At 72.1% G+C, this 19066-nt stretch carries 13 protein-coding genes; 7 read left to right on the top strand and 6 right to left on the bottom strand.

Features of this window, described 5'->3' with window-relative positions; translation table 11 throughout:
* Positions 1-274: 274 nt before the first annotated feature.
* Both QSK17_RS16005 and QSK17_RS16000 read right to left on the bottom strand, forming a co-directional pair.
* Positions 275-2329 carry a catalase gene (locus QSK17_RS16005; RefSeq protein ID WP_285705546.1) on the bottom strand — a complete coding sequence of 685 codons (2055 nt, stop codon included), beginning with the start codon at positions 2327-2329 and terminating at the stop codon, positions 275-277.
* Between the two features lie 101 nt (positions 2330-2430).
* Positions 2431-7197: a ThuA domain-containing protein gene (locus QSK17_RS16000; protein ID WP_285705545.1), complete on the bottom strand. Its 4767-nt coding sequence runs from the start codon at positions 7195-7197 to the stop codon at positions 2431-2433.
* A 465-nt stretch (positions 7198-7662) separates the two neighbouring features.
* Between QSK17_RS16000 and QSK17_RS15995 the strand changes: the two genes are divergently transcribed.
* The 6 genes from QSK17_RS15995 (at position 7663) to cobM (ending at position 13370) form a co-directional block, all read left to right on the top strand.
* Positions 7663-8874 carry an ROK family protein gene (locus tag QSK17_RS15995; protein WP_502889222.1) on the top strand — a complete coding sequence of 404 codons (1212 nt, stop codon included), beginning with the start codon at positions 7663-7665 and terminating at the stop codon, positions 8872-8874.
* Between the two features lie 134 nt (positions 8875-9008).
* Positions 9009-10157, top strand: a complete 1149-nt coding sequence (locus QSK17_RS15990) for a sugar phosphate isomerase/epimerase family protein (protein ID WP_285705543.1) — start codon at positions 9009-9011, stop codon at positions 10155-10157.
* Between the two features lie 172 nt (positions 10158-10329).
* Positions 10330-10755, top strand: a complete 426-nt coding sequence (locus QSK17_RS15985; protein WP_285705542.1) for a nuclear transport factor 2 family protein — start codon at positions 10330-10332, stop codon at positions 10753-10755.
* A 110-nt stretch (positions 10756-10865) separates the two neighbouring features.
* Positions 10866-11282, top strand: coding sequence for a TIGR03618 family F420-dependent PPOX class oxidoreductase (locus QSK17_RS15980; RefSeq protein WP_285705696.1), 417 nt, complete (start codon positions 10866-10868; stop codon positions 11280-11282).
* Positions 11275-12534, top strand: coding sequence for a precorrin-6y C5,15-methyltransferase (decarboxylating) subunit CbiE (cbiE, locus tag QSK17_RS15975; RefSeq protein ID WP_285705541.1), 1260 nt, complete (start codon positions 11275-11277; stop codon positions 12532-12534). The genes QSK17_RS15980 and cbiE overlap by 8 nt, the downstream gene beginning before the upstream one ends.
* 95 nt (positions 12535-12629) lie before the next feature.
* Entirely contained in the window at positions 12630-13370 is a 741-nt protein-coding gene (cobM, locus tag QSK17_RS15970; RefSeq protein ID WP_502889228.1) for a precorrin-4 C(11)-methyltransferase, read from the top strand.
* Here cobM and QSK17_RS15965 read toward each other — a convergent pair.
* On the bottom strand, positions 13343-14467 hold the full coding sequence (locus QSK17_RS15965; protein WP_285705540.1) for a cobalt-precorrin-5B (C(1))-methyltransferase: 1125 nt from the start codon (positions 14465-14467) through the stop codon (positions 13343-13345). The two genes, cobM and QSK17_RS15965, sit on opposite strands and share 28 nt — an antisense overlap.
* Positions 14468-14511: 44 nt before the next feature.
* On the opposite strand from QSK17_RS15965, the gene QSK17_RS15960 reads away from it, so the two are divergent.
* The gene (locus QSK17_RS15960; RefSeq protein WP_285705539.1) at positions 14512-15258 is read left to right on the top strand and encodes a cobalt-precorrin-6A reductase; all 747 of its coding nucleotides are present in this window, start codon (positions 14512-14514) and stop codon (positions 15256-15258) included.
* On the opposite strand, the gene QSK17_RS15955 is transcribed toward QSK17_RS15960, so the two are convergent.
* Genes QSK17_RS15955 through QSK17_RS15945 form a run of 3 tightly spaced genes read right to left on the bottom strand, consistent with a single transcriptional unit; the run spans position 15246 to position 19062 of the window.
* Positions 15246-16829 (bottom strand): precorrin-2 C(20)-methyltransferase, encoded by a 1584-nt coding sequence (locus QSK17_RS15955; protein WP_285705538.1) that lies wholly within the window; start codon positions 16827-16829, stop codon positions 15246-15248. The genes QSK17_RS15960 and QSK17_RS15955 overlap by 13 nt on opposite strands.
* A 5-nt stretch (positions 16830-16834) precedes the next feature.
* Entirely contained in the window at positions 16835-17461 is a 627-nt protein-coding gene (locus QSK17_RS15950; protein ID WP_502889221.1) for a precorrin-8X methylmutase, read from the bottom strand.
* Positions 17458-19062: a ferredoxin-like domain-containing protein gene (locus QSK17_RS15945; RefSeq protein ID WP_502889220.1), complete on the bottom strand. Its 1605-nt coding sequence runs from the start codon at positions 19060-19062 to the stop codon at positions 17458-17460. The genes QSK17_RS15950 and QSK17_RS15945 overlap by 4 nt, the downstream gene beginning before the upstream one ends.
* Positions 19063-19066: the final 4 nt, after the last annotated feature.

Raw genomic sequence — 19066 nt, 5'->3', positions numbered from 1 at the left:
CGGCAACGGCGATCGTGACGGCCCCGTGGGCCACCGCGTTGCGCAGATCCTGATCCCGGCGCGGCGGTCAGTCAACAGTCTGAGAGCGCTCTCTCAACGACACCGCCGCTGACCTGGAACGCTGTCTTTCACTCGGAACACCGCAGGAGAGCGTTCTCTCGCCGAGGTGCGAACGCGACGCCGTGAGGGCGGGGCGACGCCCGCGTGGCTGTGATCGGCCAGCGTGCGCCGCGGCGGGGCGCTTCCCCGCGCCCCGCCGCACAACGCGCGGGATTCAGGCCGGGAACGCGGCCACGTCCCGGTCGAAGTGGCGGTGAACCTTGATCGCTTCGGCGAAGTCCTGGACGAACGGGTCGCCCGCCGCCTCCGGCCCGACCACGCCCTGCCGGTCCGGCAGCCGGGCCGCGTCAAGCAGGGCGCCGCCGCCCTGCAGCGCGCCGACGGCCTTGCCGTGCTTGAACGCCTCGCGGACGAAGTGGATCGCGTACCCGTCCCCGGCGAGCGCGCCGCCGTCGGCCAGCAGGACCGCGTCGTAGAGCACGGAACCGGCCGAGGTGAGCTGCCGGTCCACGGTCAGCGTCCCGGCGGTCCCCTCGTGCGGCGCGAGCAGCTCGCAGACCGCGCCCTGGCCCTCCAGCGCCTCCTTGACCGGGGTGAGCGCGCCCGCGTCGGTGGCGTCGGCGACCAGGATCGCGATCTTGCGGGTGGCGATCGTCTCGCGGGTGGAGTTGGCCTGGCTCAGCGCGGGCGACGACCTGCCGTGGTTGGGCGGGCCCGCGGCGGGCTCCGGCATGCCGAGTCCGGCGGCGACCCGGGTGGCCAGCTCGTGGTCGACCTGGACGAGGTGCTCGACGACCTTCTCCTTGATGTACCGCCGCTTCACGTGCCCGAGCTCGAAGCGGAACGCGTTGACGATGTGGTCCTTCTCCCAGCTCGACATGCTGTTCCAGAAGAGTGTGGCCTGGGTGTAGTGGTCCTCGAAGCTGGGGCTGCGCTTGCGGATCTTCCGGCCGTCCACCCGCTCCTGGTAGTGCTGGAACACCCCGGACATGTCGCCGCTCAGGATCCCCGACATCGGGCAGCCGCCGTTGATGGAGTTGATCGAGTAGCTGGTCTCGCTCTGGTGGATCATCCGCTGGTTGTAGCCGTCGCGCTGGTCGTTGTGCACCGGCGCGACCGGACGGTTGACCGGGATCTGCGCGTGGTTGGGCCCGCCCAGCCGGATGAGCTGCGTGTCCAGGTACGAGAAGTTCCTGGCCTGCAACAGCGGGTCGTTGCTGAAGTCGATGCCGGGCACGACGTTCGCGGTGCAGAAGGCCACCTGCTCGGTCTCGGCGAAGAAGTTCTGCGGGTTGCGGTTGAGCACCATCCGGCCGACCGGACGCACCGGCACGATCTCCTCAGGAATGATCTTCGTAGGGTCGAGCAGGTCGAAGTCGAAAGCGTGCTCGTCCGACTCGGGCACGAGCTGCAGGCCGAGCTCCCACTCGGGGAAGTCACCGCGCTCGATCGCCTCCCACAGGTCACGCCGGTTGAAGTCCGGATCGTTGCCCTGGATCCGCAGCACCTCGTCCCAGAGCAGCGAGTGCGTGCCCAGGAGGGGCTTCCAGTGGAACTTCACGAACGTGGCCCGCCCCTCGGCGTTCACCAGCCGGAAGCTGTGCACGCCGAACCCCTGCATCATCCGGAAGCTGCGCGGGATCGCCCGGTCCGACATCAGCCACATGACGAAGTGCATGGTCTCCGGCTGGCACTGCACGAAGTCCCAGAACGTGTCGTGCGCCGACTGCGCCTGTGGGATCTCGTTGTGCGGCTCCGGCTTGACCGAGTGCACGAAGTCGGGGAACTTGATGCCGTCCTGGATGGGGAAGACCGGCATGTTGTTCGCGACCAGGTCGTAGTTGCCCTGCCGGGTGTAGAACTTGGTCGCGAACCCGCGCACGTCCCGTACGGTGTCGGCCGAACCGCGCGAGCCCGCGACCGTGGAGAAGCGTACGAACACCGGCGTGACCAGCGACGGGTCGCACAGGAAGTCGGCCACGGTGTACTCGGCGAGCGACTCGTACACGCGGAACTGGCCGTACGCACCCGAGCCCCGCGCGTGCACGACGCGTTCGGGGATGCGCTCGTGGTCGAATCGGGTGATCTTCTCCCGGAAGTGGAAGTCCTCCAGGAGGGTCGGTCCACGCTCTCCGGGCCGGAGCGAGTTGTCGGTGTCGTCGATCAGCACGCCCTGGTCGGTGGTGAGCCGGGTGCCCTGGAGATCGACGCGGTATTGGTCGAGTTGCCGCTGCTTCTCGTCCTTCTCAACGGTTTCCTCGTGCTGCACGGGTCCCCCTTCACGGTTCGTAGGCTCGTATCCGCTTGGGGGGACCTTCGGGTCTATACCCTCGTGCACCACGTCGGCTAAACGGGTCGACTAAACGGGGATCAGGCGGTCACCGCCCCGTCAGCGTCCGGTCCGCGCAGCCCCGCGATCAGGGCCTCCGCGTCACGGACGAGGACCGCGCGGGCGGTCGCGTCGGCCACGTCGGCCGCCGTGTCCCGGAACTTCTCCAGGTGGTGGATCGCCTGCTCGGGGTGCTCCTTGACGTCCTGGTGGTTCGCCGCCTTCAGGAAGTTGCCGAGCTGTGCCCCTAGCGGGCCGTCGATGGAGAACCGCTCCAGCAGGGTCTCCAGGTCGCCGAACGACGTGGACACCGTCAGCGTCCTGACCCGCTCGGCGGTGTTGCCCGCCTTGTCGGTCGCGGTCACCGTCACGGTGTGCGCGCCGAGCGCCAGCGTGTGCAGGTCGAGCGGCTCGCCCAGCTTCAGCTCCTCGCCGTCGAGGGTGGCCGTCACCGTGTCGATCCCCGAGCCCTCGTCCGCGCCTTCGGCGGTGACGGTGATCCGGGCGGCGTCGCCGTACTCGCCGTCGTCGTTCAGCCCTCCGACGGTCAGCGTCGGCGCGGTGGCGTCCAGCTTCAGCGTGATCTTCTTCGCCTCCTCCTTGTTGCCGGCCTTGTCCGTGGAGCGGAACGACACCGTGTGGGTGCCGTCCTTCTTGACGGTGAACGGCTCGGTGTAGGCGGTCCAGTCGCCGTCGCCGACGCGGTACTCGGTCGACGCGACCCCCGAGCCCTCGTCCGTGGCCGTCAGGGTGACGGCCACCGGCGCGGTGTGCCAGCCGCTCGGCCTCGCCTCCGGGTCCAGCGAGGCCGCGGTCACCGGCGCCTTCTCGTCCAGCCCGAGCTCCTTGATCCGGATGTTGCGGAACGCCACCTCGTCGCCCGCGCCGTGGTTCTGGATGCCCACGTACCCCTGCTGGAGCGAGCGGGCGGGGTCGGTGTTGGTGAAGTCGTTGATCAGCACGCCGTTGAGGAAGACCCGCAGGCGCTCCCCCTCGACCCGGATCTCGTACGCGTTCCACTGGCCGGGCGGGTTCAGCGCGGCGTCGCGGGCGGCGAGATCGGCGGACTTGAAGCCGTAGACGGACCCGGTGGTCTTCTCCGGGGCGTCCGTGGCGTCGATCTGGATCTCGTAGCCGTTGTTCACCGCCGACCACGGGTCGTCAGAGGCGGGGAAGCCGACGAACACGCCCGAGTTATCGTCGCCACGCATCTTCCAGTCGAGCTTCAGCGAGTAGGAGTGGAATTCCCGCGCCTTGTACCAGAAGAGCCCCATACCGCCCTGGGAGGTCAGCGTGCCGTCGGCGTTGGCGAAGCCACCCGGTCCCGCCTGCTCCCAGCCGGTCGTGGAACCGTTGTAGATCGCGGTGTAGCCGCTCTCCGGCCGGCAGTCCGCCTTGGCGTCGCCCATGGCGTACGCGATGCCGCCGCGCAGGTGCTCGCGGAAGGCGGGCTCGGCGAAGGAGGCCGCGGTGTGCCCGCCGCCGGTGTAGAAGGAGCGTCCTCCGTCGTACGGCTTGCACCAGGCGATGGGGTGGTCGGCGCCCATCTTCCCGCCGGAGTAGGTCGACTCGTCCAGCGTGGCCAGCACGTGGGCGGTGGTCCGGGCGTTGGACCTGTAGTCGTACCACTCGTCGGTGCGGGTCCAGGTCGGGCCGAGGTGCGCGGTGGCGGGGTTCGCCCGGTCCTCCACCTTGACCGTGGCCTGCTGGATCGCCGGGTGCGAGGCGAACCAGGCGCCGACCAGGCCGCCGTACCACGGCCAGTCGTACTCGGTGTCGGCCGCGGCGTGCACGCCGACATAGCCGCCTCCGCCCTTGATGTAGGCCTCGAACGCCGCCTGCTGGGCGTCGTTCAGCACGTCGCCGGTGGTGCTGAGGAAGACGACGGCCTTGTACTTGGCGAGGTTGGCGGCGGTGAAGGCGCCCGGGTCCTCGGTCGCGGTCACGGAGAAGCCGAGGTCCTTGATCGCCTGGATGCCCGCCGGGATCGAGTCGTGCCGGAAGCCCGCCGTGCGGGAGAAGACGAGCACGTCGCCCGAGCCGCCGGGGCCGCCGGAGGCCGGCAGGACGAACTTCTGCGCGGCGCCGCCGTCGCAGGTCCTGATGACGAGCTGGCCGGTGTCGGCGCCGTCGAGGCAGCGGCCGGACTGCGGGTTCTTCAGCGAGCCGTTCGGTCCGGCGGTCCACTGCTGGGCACCGGTGTTGTTGCAGGTGTAGATCTGCACCTTGGTGCCGTCGGCCGTGGCGCCGCCCGCGATGTCCAGGCACTTGCCCAGCGCCTTGAGGGTCGTCCCGTCGACGGTCCAGACCTGCGCGCCAGTGCCGTTGCAGGTGTACAGCTGCACCTTGGTGCCGTTCGCGCTGTTGGCCCCGGCGACGTCGACGCACAGCCCGCCGGGCCCGGCGATCGGGCCGATGGCCGGGCCGGTGCCGCGCGGCTCCTTCAGCAGGGTGAAGTCGTCCACGTCGAACAGCGCGCCGGAGCCTCCGGTGAAGACCAGGTAGAGCTCGGTCGTGCCGGCCGGGGCTCCGGCGAGCGTGGCGGAGACATCCACGAAGGTCTCCCAGCCCCCGGTCACCGGCACGGACGCCTTGCCGAGCAGAGCGCCGGTCACCGAACCCGCGCGGACCTCGATCGCGCCGCCCACGCCGCCTGAGGAGACGCGCGCGGTGAAGCCCTTGGCATCGCTCAGCTCGTACGGCTTGAAGGAGATCCAGTCGCCGTTGTGGACGTCACCGACCGTCTTGCCGCCGTGCGCCGACGCCTTGTTGATCTGCGAGACGCCGGACATCCCGGTGTAGTGCTCGGCCTGGCGGTGCCGCGGCTGCAGGATGTGCTGGGTGTGGGTGGTCAGCCCGCCCTTGTCGGTGTACTCCGCGTCGAACACCGCGAAGATGTTGGCCGCGTCGTCGTGCTCTCCGTCGGTCGGGATGGTGAGCTCGCCCGTGCAGCCGTTCTTCGAGGTGATCTGGTGGCCGTGGCTGTCGTGGCCGAGGACGTACGTCATCGTGACCTTGGCGCAGTCGACGTCCCCGTCCTCGGGGTCGGTCACCTTGATCGTGAACGGCACGGTGTCGCCCCACTCGAACAGCCGTCCGGGGCCGGGCTTCTCGATGGTGACGGTCGGCGCGGTGTTGCCCACCGTGATCAGCACGCTGGCGCGGCCCGCGTTGCCGCCGGGGTCCTTCACGGTCAGCGTGGCGGTGTACTCCCCGTCCTCGGTGTAGGTCTTGGTCGGGTTCGGCTCGGTGGAGGACGTTCCGTCGCCGAAGTCCCAGGCGTAGGTGAGCGGCTCGCCCTCGGGGTCGGCCGATCCGGCCGAGGAGAAGGCGACGGTCAGCGGCGTCTTGCCGGATGTCCTGTCGGCCTTGACCACCGCGACCGGGGAGCGGTCGCGCCCCTTGATGTACTCGATGCGGTACAGCGCGGAGTTCGCGTCGCCGCCGAAGTAGCCGGAGCCGTAGTCGAGCACGTACAGCGCCCCGTCGGGGCCGAAGGCGAGGTCCATGACCTGCGTCCCGGTCCACGGGAAGTTCGCGATCTCACCGCGGGTGCCGTCGGCGGCGACGTCGATCGCCTTGATCCAGCGGCGGCCGAACTCTCCGGCGAAGAAGTGGCCGTCCAGCTCCGCGGGGAACTTGACCTGGGAGTCCAGGTCCGGGTCGTAGCGGTAGATCGGGCCGCCCATCGGCGACTCCGACCCGCCGCCGAACTCCGGCGGGCTGCCCTCGTCACCGCCGTACTTGATCCACGAGGGCAGCGCGGGCGGGAGCTTGTCCATGCCGGTGTTGCGGAAGGAGCCGTTGGTGGGGCCACCCGCCGCGCAGTCGTACTTCGGCCCCGAGGGCCCGGACGGGAAGGTGAACGCGTTGTAGGTCTCGGCCAGGGTGTTGGTGCCCGTGCAGTACGGCCAGCCGTAGTTGCCCGGCCTGGTGACGCGGTCGAACTCGACCTGGCCGCCCGGTCCCCGGTTGGGGTCGGAACTGCCCGCGTCGGGGCCGTAGTCGCCGACGTAGACGATGCCGGTCTGCTTGTCCACGCTCATCCGGAACGGGTTGCGGAAGCCCATGGCGTAGATCTCCGGCCGGGTCTTGGGCGTTCCGGGCGGGAAGAGGTTCCCCTCCGGGATGTCGTAGCTCCCGTCCGGCTTGACCTTGATGCGAAGGATCTTGCCGCGCAGGTCGTTGGTGTTGCCGGCGCTGCGCTGGGCGTCGTACGCCGGGTTGCGGTCGGGCCGCTCGTCGAGCGGGGAGTAGCCCGCCGAGTCGAACGGGTTGGAGTCGTCGCCCGTGGACAGGTAGAGGTTTCCCTGGGCGTCGAAGTCGATGTCACCGCCGACGTGGCAGCAGATGCCGCGGTCGGCGGGCACGTCGAGCACCTTCACCTCGCTGGCCATGTCCAGCGTCCAGTCAGTCTTGATCTTGAACCTGGACAGCCGGTTCACGCCCTGCCAGGCGGAGAAGTCGGCGCCGGTCGCCGGGGCGTCGCCCGCCGGGGTGTTCAGGCGCGGCGCGTAGTAGAGGTAGATGAACCGGTTGGTGGCGAAGCCGGGGTCGGCCGCCACGCCCTGCAGTCCCTCCTCGTCGTGGGTGTAGACGTTCAGCGCGCCCGCGACCGTCGTGTTCCCCGTCGCGTCCGTACGGCGCAGCGTCCCGTCGCGTGAGGTGTGCAGCACGGAGAGGTCGGGGAGCACGGCCATCGTCATGGGCTCGCCCATCTCGGCGACACCCTTGGCCAGCTCGACGCGCTGGTAGTCCGCGGGATCGATGGCCGCATGGGCCTGGGCGGGTGTGGCCGCCAGCGTCATGGGAAGCACGGTCAGGCTCGTGAGAGCCAGGAGTAAGGCGCACGTCTGCGCGACCCAGCGGGTGGCGCGCGTGGTTCGCCGCCTGGGGGGCATGGCGGAGATTCCCTTCACTCGGGGGAGGTCACGTCCCGGCCCGGTGAGTCCGGGCACGGACGTACGGGGACTGAACGGGTGACGGAGCGGGGGACAGAGCGGGGGACGGAACGAGGGACGGAACGGCGACGGCGGAAGGAGGGACGGCCGGGGCCCGGGTGGCACTCCTCCGTCCCGACGCCTCGGCGCGACGGCGGAACGGACGACCGGGCCCGGCTGCCTGGAGCAGCTACAGGTGCACGAAATCCGGCGATACTCGACTTATGTCGTCCATATTTCGGGACGCTAAGCCTGACTTCCGCCGAGTGTCAACAAAAGGTAAAGATCTGCTGCTGTAACATCACGATGAAGCATCGGGTTCGATGTCCGTTGATGGGAGGCGCGTTGACGCACGGCACACTGAGCGAATCCGGCGGCCCGGCCGCGGGCGCGGGCGCCCTGCTCGCGATCCTCAGGGACGGCCAGGCCCGGACGCGCGCCGAGCTGGCCCAGCTCACCGGCCTGGCCCGGTCCACCGTGTCACAGCGGCTCGACGTCCTGATCAACCACGACTGGATCGTTCCCGCCGAGGACACGATCTCCTCGGGCGGGCGTCCGGCCACCGCCTTCGCGTTCAACCGCGGCGCCCGCGTCGTGCTGTCGGCCGACCTCGGCGCGACGCACGCGCGGCTGGCGGTCACCGACCTCGGCATGGCCGTACTGGCCGAGCGGGCGGCCGAGCTGCCGATCGAGCGCGGCCCGGAGCCGACCCTGTCCTGGCTGGTGACGGCGTTCGAGGAGATGCTCGCCGAGACCGGGCACCCGCTCTCCCAGATCTGCGGCGTCGGGATCGGCCTGCCCGGGCCGGTGGAGCACGTGTCGGGCCGGCCGGTGAACCCGCCGATCATGCCCGGCTGGGACGACTTCCCGGTCCCCGAGTGGCTCGGCGCGCGGCTCGCCGCCCCTGTCCTGGTCGACAACGACGTGAACATCATGGCCCTGGGCGAGCACTGGATCGCCAGCCCGGAGGTCGACCACCTGCTCTTCGTGAAGATCGGCACCGGCATCGGCTGCGGCATCATCGCCGACCGGCGGCTGCACCGGGGCTCGCAGGGCGCGGCGGGCGACATCGGCCACATCCGGGTCACCTCTGCGGGCGACGCGCTGTGCCGGTGCGGCAACTCCGGCTGCCTGGAGGCGGTCGCGAGCGGCGCCGCGATGGCCGCCCGGCTCCGCGACGCGGGCATCGAGGCCGCGGGCAGCCGCGACGTCGTACGGCTGATCCGCGGGGGCAGCGCCCAGGCCGCCCAGGTCATCCGGCAGGCCGGGCGGGACATCGGCGGCGTCCTGGCCGCCATCGTGAACTTCTTCAACCCGTCGGTCATCGTCGTCGGCGGCGACATCGCCGAGGCGGGCGAGCACGTCCTCGCCGGGGTACGCGAGGCGATCTACAGCCGTTCGCTCCCCCTGGCCACCCAGCACCTGACCATCCGGGCCAGCGAGCTCGGCGACCGGGCGGGCGTCATCGGGGCCGCGGTCATGGTGGTCGAGCACGTGCTGGCGCCGGGGACCGTCGACCAGGCGGTCGCGCCGACCGCGCATTGACCGATCGGTGATCGGGCCGTAACAATGAGGGCACCCTGATCCCCCGGTGACGGTGGCACGTCGCGAGGATCGGCCGGCCTCCCGCACTCCCGACGTGTTCGGCGCACGCGTCCTTGCCGAAAAGGACGACAGCGATGACTGCACACGAAGAATCGATCGAGACCTCCGACGCCCTGCGCCGCGCGCTCGGCCTGAGCCGGCGGCGCTTCCTCGCCGCCACGACGGGCATCACCGCGGCGGCCACCCTGGCCGGGACGGGCCCGCTCACGTCGGCCGCCCGCGCGGCCACGAGCGCGGCCGGAGGCAACGGCGTACTGGTGCCGCCGGGCAAGCGCGGCATCATCCTCTACACCGTGCGCGACGCGATCGGCCGCGACCCCGGCTCCACCCCGCTCGCGTCCGGCTTCCGCCGGGTGTTCGAGGAACTGGCCCGGATGGGTTACAAGCAGGTGGAGTTCGCCGGCTACGGGCAGCATCGGAACGCCGAGGGCGGCGCCAACCTGGAGAGCGTCGAGGGCGCCCGGCTGCTGCGCCGGTGGCTGGACGACAACGGCCTCCAGGCGGAGGGCAACCACGGCTTCATCCCCGGCTCGTGGCCGCTCACGCCGGCCGACCTCGACCGGTTCAAGCTGCACCTGGAGATCGCCGGCATCCTCGGCCTCGGGCACATGGGCACCGGCGGCGACCCCACTGGCAGCGCGTACAAGGGCGACTGGGACGTGGCCGCCGAGAAGTGGAACCACCTGGGCTCGCTGGCCTCCGCCGCCGGGATCAAGCTGTACACCCACAACCACGACGCGGCGTACGGCTTCCTCCTCGACAGCGGCCCGCTCGACGCGGCCGGGCGGCCCACCCGGTCCTCGGGCATCCGCAAGCTGGAGTACTTCCTGACGATCACCGATCCCGCGAACGTCTACCTGGAGATGGACATCTTCTGGGCGCATGTGGCCCAGTTCAAGTTCCGCACGTACACCGCCCCGGACGGGTCGACGCAGACCGCCGTCTTCGACCCTCTCGCGGTGGTGCGGGCGCAGACGAAGCGGTTCCCGCTGTTCCACGCCAAGGACGGCAAGTACAACCCGGCGAGCGGCAACGGCTACGACATGGTGCCGTTCGGGACCGGCGACATCGACTACGCCGCCTTCTTCGCGAACATGGGGGCCAAGGGCTACCACAACCCGATGTACGAGCAGGACAACGCCCCGGGCGACGCGACCGATCCGGGCCGCTCGCTCCGGTATGCCGAGCTGAGCTACGCCAACATGGCCGCCATGCGCGGCTGACCCGCCGGCCCGTCCTCCTCCCCCCGCGCCCCCGCGCTCACCCGTCGCTCTGTGCCACCTCCGGCTCGGCCGGGGCGCGCAGCGTGCCGGCGTGGGCGCGGGCGCTCACGCCCTTCTCGTCCTTCCGTATGGTGTACGGTACGTTGTACGGAAAAGAAGAAGGGATCTGAGCTTGTATCAGCCGAGTGACGAGGAACTGAAAAGCATCGAAGACTGGTTCGTCCAGTACGACGCGCTGGCCGATCAGGGGGAGATCGAGAAGCTGGCCGATCTGGCGGTCTTCCCGATGAACCTGGCCACCGACGTGCCGGGCGCCTTCGCGGCGGTCCGGCAGTGGACGCGCGAGGAGTACATCGAGGCGATGAAGGAGGCCATGAGCGGCGGCACGGCGGGACTCGAACTGGAGTCCACGAGGACGCCGCACTTCATCAGCCAGAACCTCGTGCTCGTGAAGACCACGGCGACGATGACGATCGAGGGCCGGCGGGAAAGCATGCACTACGCCGACCTGCTGGTGCGCACCGAGGACGGATGGGCGTTCCAGACGATGGTGCAGGGAGGTTGGGGACACGGCTGGCCGCCGGCGAAACGCGGCTGATCCCGTTCACACCCCAGCCCCTGAAGGGAGCATCGGGCGCTCCCGTAAACTGGCGCCCCGTCAAGGGATGTCCGTACTGATCCGGATTGACGATTTTCGAGGTGAACGTGATGCCGGCGGGAGCCGCACTTCCCGACCTGACGGGACTCGGCGAGGGGTTCGGCGCGTTCTGGCGTGAGCGGCACCTGTGCACGCTGACCACCGTGCGCCCCGACGGAACGCCGCACGTGGTGCCGGTCGGCGTGACGCTCGACCCGGCCGCGGCGATCGCCCGGGTGATCACCTCGCGGGGTTCACACAAGGCCCGGCTGGTGGCCGCCGCCGGGCCCGACGGCGTGGCGGTCGCGGTCTGCCAGGTCGACGGCCGCCGCTGGTCCACGTTGGAGGGACGCGCGGTGATCCGGGACAGCCCTGAGGAGGTCGCCGACGCCGAGCGCCGGTACGCGCTGCGTTACAAGGCCCCGAGGGTGAATCCGCAGCGCGTGGTGATCGAGATCCGGGTCGCCCGGGTGCTCGGCAATGTCTGAGCCGAGCGGCCGGATCACCGTCGTCGGCGTCGGAACCGACGGCTGGAGCGGCCTCGGCCCGGCGGCCCGCGACGCCCTGCGGGCCGCCGAGGTCCTCATGGGCAGCGCACGGCAGCTCGACCTGGTGCCGAAGACCGACGCCGAGCGGGTGACGTGGCCGTCGCCTCTGCTTCCCGCGCTGCCCGGGCTGCTCTCCGAGCGCCGAGGGCGAGCGGTGTGCGTCCTGGCCAGTGGCGACCCCCTGTTCTTCGGCATCGGATCGAGCCTGGTCCGCCTGCTCGGCGCCGACCGGGTACGGGTGATCCCGCACCTGTCGTCGTTGTCGCTCGCCTGCGCGCGGATGGGCTGGACGGTCCAGGAGACCGAGGTGGTGAGCCTGGTCGGCCGTCCCGACGAGCTGCTGCATCCGGCGGTCCTTCCCGGGCGCAGGGTGCTGGTGCTCGTCGCGGGGAGGGCCGCGCCCGCGCGGGTCGCCGCGCTGCTCGCCGGGCGCGGGTACGGCCGGAGCCCGATGACGGTGCTGTCCGACCTCGGCGGCCCCGACGAGAGCCGGAATTCGGGTACGGCGGAGCGGTGGCATCACACCGACCCGTCCGAGCTCAACGTGATCGCGGTGGAATGCCGGGCCGACCCGGGTGTGACACCGCTTCCCCGCGTCCCGGGACTGCCGGATGACGCGTTCGAGCACGACGGGCAGCTCACCAAGCGGGAGGTGCGCGCGGTCACCATGTCCCGGCTCGCGCCCGTACCCGGCGAGCTGCTGTGGGACGTGGGCGCGGGGGCGGGGAGCATCGCGATCGAGTGGATGCGCAGCCACCCGGCCTGCCGGGCGATCGCCGTCGAGAGCCGGCGCGAGCGGGCGGAGCGGGCGACCCGCAACGCGGCGGCGCTCGGCGTGCCCGACCTGCGGATCGTCGTCGGCGCCGCCCCGGACGCGCTCGCCGGGCTGGCCGTTCCCGACGCCGTCTTCGTCGGCGGCGGCGCGACGGCTCCCGGCGTGCTGGACGCCTGCTGGGCCGCACTCCGGCCCGGGGGCAGGCTGGTGGTCAACGCGGTCACCCTGGAGTCGGAGGCCGTCGTGACCGGCTGGTACGGCAGGCTCGGCGGGGACCTGGTACGCCTCGCGGTCAACCGCGCGGCCCCGGTCGGCGGCTTCACCGGCTGGCGGGCCATGATGCCGGTCACCGTGTGGTCGGTAGTGAAACCGGTGGCCCAGCCGGACGCGGGGCCGGGCGAGGAGGAGCGGTCGTGACGGGCACGGTGACAGGCGCGGTGACGGGCACGGTGACAGGGACGGGGACGGTGACAGGGACGGCGATGGACACGGTGACGGACACGGTGCCGGGAATGGTGCACTTCATCGGGGCGGGACCGGGCGCGGCCGACCTCATCACCGTGCGCGGCCTGCGCGTGATCGCCTCGTCTCCGGTGTGCCTGTACGCCGGGTCGCTGGTGCCTCGGGAACTACTGGAGGACTGCCCGCCCGGGGCGCGCCTGGTGGACACGTCGAAGCTCAACCTGGACGAGATCATCGCCGAGATGGCCGCCGCGCACGCCGCCGGACTGGACGTCGCACGGCTGCACTCCGGTGACCCGTCCGTGTTCAGCGCGATGGCGGAGCAGATGCGGCGGCTGGACGCCCTCGGCGTGCCGTACGACGTGGTGCCGGGCGTGCCGGCCTTCGCCGCCGCGGCGGCCGCGCTGAAGCGGGAGTTCACGGTGCCCGGAGTCGGGCAGTCGATCATCCTCACCCGTACGGCGGCGCGGGCGACCCCGATGCCGGAGGGCGAGGACCTGGCCACACTGGGCGCGAGCCGGGCGACCATGGTGCTGCATCTGGCCGTGCAGCGGATCGAGGCGGTCGTCGAGGAACTGCTCCCCGCCTACGGCGCGGACTGCCCGGTCGCGGTGGTGGCCCGGGCGAGCCGGGACGACGAGGTGATCCTGCGCGGCACCCTGGCCGACATCGCCGAGCGGGTCCGCTCAGCCGGGGTGGTGCGCACGGCGGTGATCGTGGTCGGCCGGGTGCTGACGGCGTCGGCGTTCCCCGACAGCCACCTCTACTCGGCGGAACGGTGCCGCGATTGACCGGCGCCGCCCCCGTGGTCCTGAACGCCCGCGCGGCCGACGATCAGGCCAGATCTGTCGATGACCACGACGTCCACCTCGACCGGCGCGCCGCGCAGCACCTCCAGCGCCGTCCCGAGCGCCCGTTCCGCGACCAGGTCGCCCAGGGGGAGGCCGGTCTCCTGGCAGAGCCGCAGCGCGTGCAGCGCGGTGTTCGCCTCGCGTACGCGCTCGGCCAGGGCCGGGTCTCCTCCGGCGCCGAGCACGAGCGCGGCGAGCAGGTCCGGGTTGACCTGGGACCGGCCGGAGTGCAGGTCGAGGTGCCCGTCGGCCAGCTTGGACAGCTTGCCGATCCCGCCGGCCACCGTGAGCCGGGGCACTGGATGGCGGCGCAGGTACTTCAGCACGGCTCCGGCGAAGTCGCCCATGTCGAGCAGCGCGTCCTCCGGCAGCCCGTGGAGCTCCGCGGCCACCCGCTCGGAGGTGCTGCCGGTGCAGCCCGCCACGTGCGTACGGCCGGCGGCCCGTGCGACGTCCACGCCGCGCCGGATGCTGTCGATCCACGCCGAGCACGAGTAGGGCACCACGACTCCGGTCGTGCCCAGGATGGACAGGCCGCCGAGGATGCCGAGCCTCGGGTTCCAGGTGCGGCGGGCCAGCTCCTCGCCGCCCTCGACGGAGATCTCCACGACCACGTCGCCGGTCCCGCCGCAGCGCGCGGCCACCTCGGCGACGTGCTCGCGCATCATGCGTCGCGGCACGGGATTGATGGCGGGTTCGCCCACGTCGAGCGGCAGCCCGGGCTTGGTCACGGTGCCGACGCCCGGCCCGGCCAGGAAGGTGACGCCGCTCCCCTGGGCGCCGTGCCGTACGGTCGCGGAGATGAGCGCGCCGTGCGTGACGTCGGGGTCGTCGCCCGCGTCCTTGACCACCGCCGCCGTCGCCGCCCCCTCGCCCAGCCGTTCGCGCGCCAGGGCGAACGCGGGGCGTTGCCCCTTCGGGAGGACGATCTCCACCGGGTCGGGGAAGGCGCCGGTGAGCAGCGCGGTGTAGGCCGCGGTCGTCGCGGCGGTGGCGCACGCGCCGGTGGTCCATCCGTGACGCAGTGGCGTGCTCATGGCGTCGGCCTGATCGAGGTGAAGGGGATGACGGAGGTGGAGCGATGACGGAACGGCTCCTGATCCTGGGCGGCACCGCGGAGGCCAGGGGCCTCGCCGAGCGGCTGGTCGGGCTTCCCGGATTGCATGTGGTGTCCTCGCTGGCGGGCAGGGTCGCCGATCCCCGGCTCCCGGCCGGTGAGGTGCGGGAGGGCGGTTTCGGCGGCCCCGACGGGCTCGCCGCCTGGCTGCGGGAGCACGCGATCGACGCGGTCGTGGACGCCACCCATCCCTTCGCCGAGCGCATGACCTCCTCGGCCGTCACCGCCGCGTCTGAGACGGGTGTGCCGCTGCTGGTGCTGCGCCGTCCCGGCTGGCGGCAGGGGCCGGACGACGACTGGTGCTGGGCGCCCACGCTCGAAGCGGCCGCCGAGCTGCTGCCCGGCCTGGGCGAGCGGGTGTTCCTCACGACCGGCCGCCGCAGCCTGGCGGTCTTCGCGGGCCTGGACGACCTGTGGTTCCTGGCCCGGTCGGTCGATCCGCCCGCGCCGCCGATGCCCCGCCGCACGCACGTGGTGCTCTCGCGCGGGCCGTACACCGTGCCGGGAGAGCTGGCGCTGATGCGCGAGCACCGCGTCGAGGTGCTGGTCACCAAGGACAGCGGCGGCGAGATGACCACGGCCAAGCTGGCCGCCGCACGCGAGCTGGGCCTTCCCGTGGTCGTCGTACGGCGGCCGCCGCCGCCTGACGGCGTCCCGCTCGTGGAGACCGTCGAGGCGGCCGTGGCCTGGGTCGAATCTCACGCCGGGTAGCGGCGCGGGGTGTAGACGACGGGCCGCCCGCCCCGATCGGCGACCCGCGTCGTGGACGAGCCCACGATCAGCAGACAGCGCATGTCGATCTCGGCCGGGTCGAGGGCGGCCAGCTCGACGACTCGGACGCTCTCGCCCGAACCGCCGACGTCCCGCCCGATGACGACCGGCGTGTCCGGGGCCCGGTGTTCGAGCAGCAGGTCCCGCGCGGCGGCCACCTGCCAGGTACGGCTCCGCGACGCCGGGTTGTAGATCGCCAGCACGAGGTCGGCCTTCGCCGCGGCGCTGATCCGCTCCGCGACGACCTCCCACGGCTTGAGCAGGTCCGACAGCGACAGCACGCAGTAGTCGTGGCCCAGCGGGGCGCCGGCCCGGCTCGCCACGGCCTGCGCGGCGGTCAGACCGGGCACCACGCGCACGGCGACGTCGGCGAACCTCGGTTCGGCCGCCGCCTCAAGCACCGCGCTGGCCATGGCGAACACCCCAGGGTCTCCCGAGGAGACGACGGCCACCCGAGAACCCGCGGCGGCGAGCTCCAGCGCGTGCGCGGCCCGTTCGGCCTCGACCCGGTTGTCCGTGGGGTGACGGCGCTGGCGCGGGTTGGGCGGCACCCGGTCGAGGTAGGGCCCGTAGCCGACCAGCTCGTCGACGGCGGCGAGGGCGTCCTGTGCCTCGGGGGTCAGCCACGGCCGCCCCGCCGGGCCCAGCCCGACCACGACCACCTCGCCGCGCCCTTCCCCGCCGGCTTCCGTGCCGGTCGCCGCACTGGCCCCCGTGCCGGCCTCCGTACCGGCCTCCGTACCGGTCCGCGCGGTACGGGACTCCGTCGCGCGACCGGTCGCGGGCGTGAGGGGACTCGGCAGCAGCGCGAGCGAGAAGTACGGCACGGTGGCCGGATCGACCTCGGCCAGCGGCTCGATGCGCTGCTTCTCCGTCGTGGCCCGCTCGACGTACCACGCATCGTCGAGACGTCCGGCCTCGGCGAGGGCCGTACGCACCTTCTCGAAGGTGCGGCCGAGCTTCAGCACCGCGGCCGAGTCGGCGGCGGCGAGCCGCTCGGCGAGGACGTCCGCGGGCAGGGTGCCCGGCAGCACGGTCAGCGTCTCGTCCCGCTCGACCAGCGGGCGGCCCAGCACCGCCGACGCCCCGCTGACGGAGGTCACCCCCGGCACCACCTCGGTCGGGTAGCGGTGCGCGAGCCGCTTGTGCATGTGCATGTACGAGCCGTAGAAGAGCGGGTCGCCCTCGCACAGCACGACCACGTCCCGGCCCGCGTCCAGATGCGCGGCCAGCCGGGCGGCGCACTCGACGTAGAAGTCGTCCAGCGCGCCCTGGTATCCCCCGGGATGGTCGGTGGTCTCCGTGGTCACGGGATAGATCAGCGGTTCCTCGATCTGGTCGCCCCGCAGGTACGGCAGGGCCACCGACCTGGCGATGCTGCGCCCGTGCCTGGCACTGTGGTAGGCGATCACATCGGCCGCGCCGAGGAGGCGCGCGGCCTTCACCGTCACAAGTTCCGGATCCCCGGGCCCCAGGCCCACCCCGTACAGGCGCCCGAGCTCTCCGCTCATGCCGTTCACTCCTCCTCGCTCGCGATCGCGTTGACGGCCGCCGCGGCCATCGCGCTGCCGCCCCTGCGCCCGTGCACCACCAGGTGGTCCAGGCCGGACGGGTGCTCGGCCAGGGCCACCTTGGACTCCGCGGCCCCGATGAAGCCGACCGGGACGCCGAGCACGGCCGCCGGACGGCCCGCGCCCTGATCGACCAGTTCGAGCAGGCGGAACAGCGCGGTCGGCGCGTTGCCGATCGCGACCACCGCGTTGTCGAGCCGGTCGCGCCACAGTTCCAGCGCAGCGGCGCTACGGGTGGTGCCCAGGCGTTCCGCGAGCTCGGGAACCCTCGGGTCGCCGAGCATGCAGAGCACCTCGTTGTCCGCGGGAAGGCGACGCCTGGTCACGCCGGAGGCGACCATCATGGCGTCGCACAGCACGGGAGCACCGTTCCGCAGCGCCTCGCGCGCCGCCGTCACGACGCCCGGCGACCAGGCGAGGTCGTTCACCAGGTCGACCATGCCGCAGGCGTGCACCATGCGAACCGCCACCTGGGCCACACCCGGCGGCATGCCGCTCAGGTCGGTCTCGGTGCGGATGGTGGCGAAGGACCGGCGGTAGATCTCCGCGCCGTCCCGGATGTAGTCGATCACGTTCCCTCTCTGGTCGCCGCGACGGCGGCGCTCGTCTGCTCGGCGTCGGCGAATGTGCGGCTGACGCCGTCCACCTCGACGCGGTATCCGTCCCCGATGGCGATCACGTCCACCACCCGGCCACGCGGGCGCCCGCACCTCCGCTCGCAGCCCGCCCAGTGCGCGGGAAGCAGCCCCCCGTCACCGGACGGTGAGCGTACGGCATCGCCCGCGACACCCGCATGGTGCGAGCCGCCGGCATCGGCATGGCCGTCCGCCTGCGGGCCGCTCTCAACGGAGCTGACCTCGGCACGAACGTCGGCGTGGACAGCGGCATGGATGTCGGCATGGATGTCGGCATGGATGTCGGCATGGATGTCGGCATGGATGTCGGCGCGGGCCTTGGCGCAACCGGGCCGGCCGGCGCAGGCGGTCACGCCGAGCCACGGCGACGCCGGATCGCCGACGAGGCCCGCGTCCGTGAGCCTCGCGCGCGATTCGTCGACCGCCGACGGCGGCAGATCAGGTATGACGATCGCCCGCCAGGGCGTCACCCGCACCTCGCCCCCACCCGCGTCGGCCGCCTGGGCAAGCGCCTCCGCCTGGGCCGGCGTGAGCCGCCCGAGCGGTGCGAGGACGGTGAGGGCGAACCTCCCGTCACGCTGCGCGACGACACCCACCACGCCAGGGCCGGTCGTGACCGTGACCCCGGTCGTGTCGGCTGAGATGTGCCACGTCGGGTTCTCGGCCTCGCGGCCGCCCGCCGTCCGCTCCGGCCGTACGGCGGAGGCGGACGACAGGCGGAGAAGTGGCTCGGCCAGGGCGGCGCGGGCCGAGACCCGATCAGGGCCGTCCGCCAGCTCGGCGAGCCGCCAGGCGCCCGAGCCCTGCTCGGCACGCTCGGCCAGGAACGCCTCCGCTACGGCGAGCAGGCCCGCCACCGCCGCGCTGACGGGTGCGCGCAGGCCGCAGTCGGCGCCGGCGAGCAGCAGTGCCACCTGCGACGCCTCTCCCGATGGGTGTTCCGGCTCGGCTCGCGGAACGTCCGCCGGCTTCGCCGCGGGCTCGACCGGTAGCAGCGTGACATCGGCCGCGAGGCCCGCCATGTCGCCGGATCCGTCGTCCAGGGCGAACAGGAACCGTCCGGGCAGGCTAGCGAGCGCGGGGCGGGCGCGGAGTTCGCGGTCCAGGTCGGCCACCAGTGGGCGCACGTCGATCCTGCTCTCCGGACTCCGCCCGGCCAGCGGCGAGGCCACGATGTTGCGTACGCGCTCGTGCGTCGCGGACGGCAGCAACCCTGCCGCGGCCATCCGCGTGGCGAAGTCCGGTGACCCGGAAGGCCCGGGACCCGCGTCGGCGGCGGATCCATCGGCTCCTCCGGCGGCGGAATCGTCTGGCGGAAGCGGGAGGCCGCGCACCTGGAGGTTCGCCCGGGAGGTCAGCTCGATCACGCCGGATCCGAGCTCGCGGGCGGCGGCGGCGACCACGCGGAGCTGGTCCGCCGTGACCGCGCCGCCGGGCGTCCGGACCCGTGCCAGGCCACCGTCGGCGGCGGCGTGCACCTGAAGCGCTCCAGGGCAGGCATCGGACCGCGACCGTCCAGAAAGGTCACCGATGAACACGCAG

Source organism: Microtetraspora sp. NBRC 16547, assembly GCF_030268965.1.
Taxonomy (GTDB): domain Bacteria; phylum Actinomycetota; class Actinomycetes; order Streptosporangiales; family Streptosporangiaceae; genus Microtetraspora.
The sequence above is the reverse complement of the archived record's forward strand: the minus strand, read 5'-3'. Positions and strand labels throughout refer to the sequence as shown.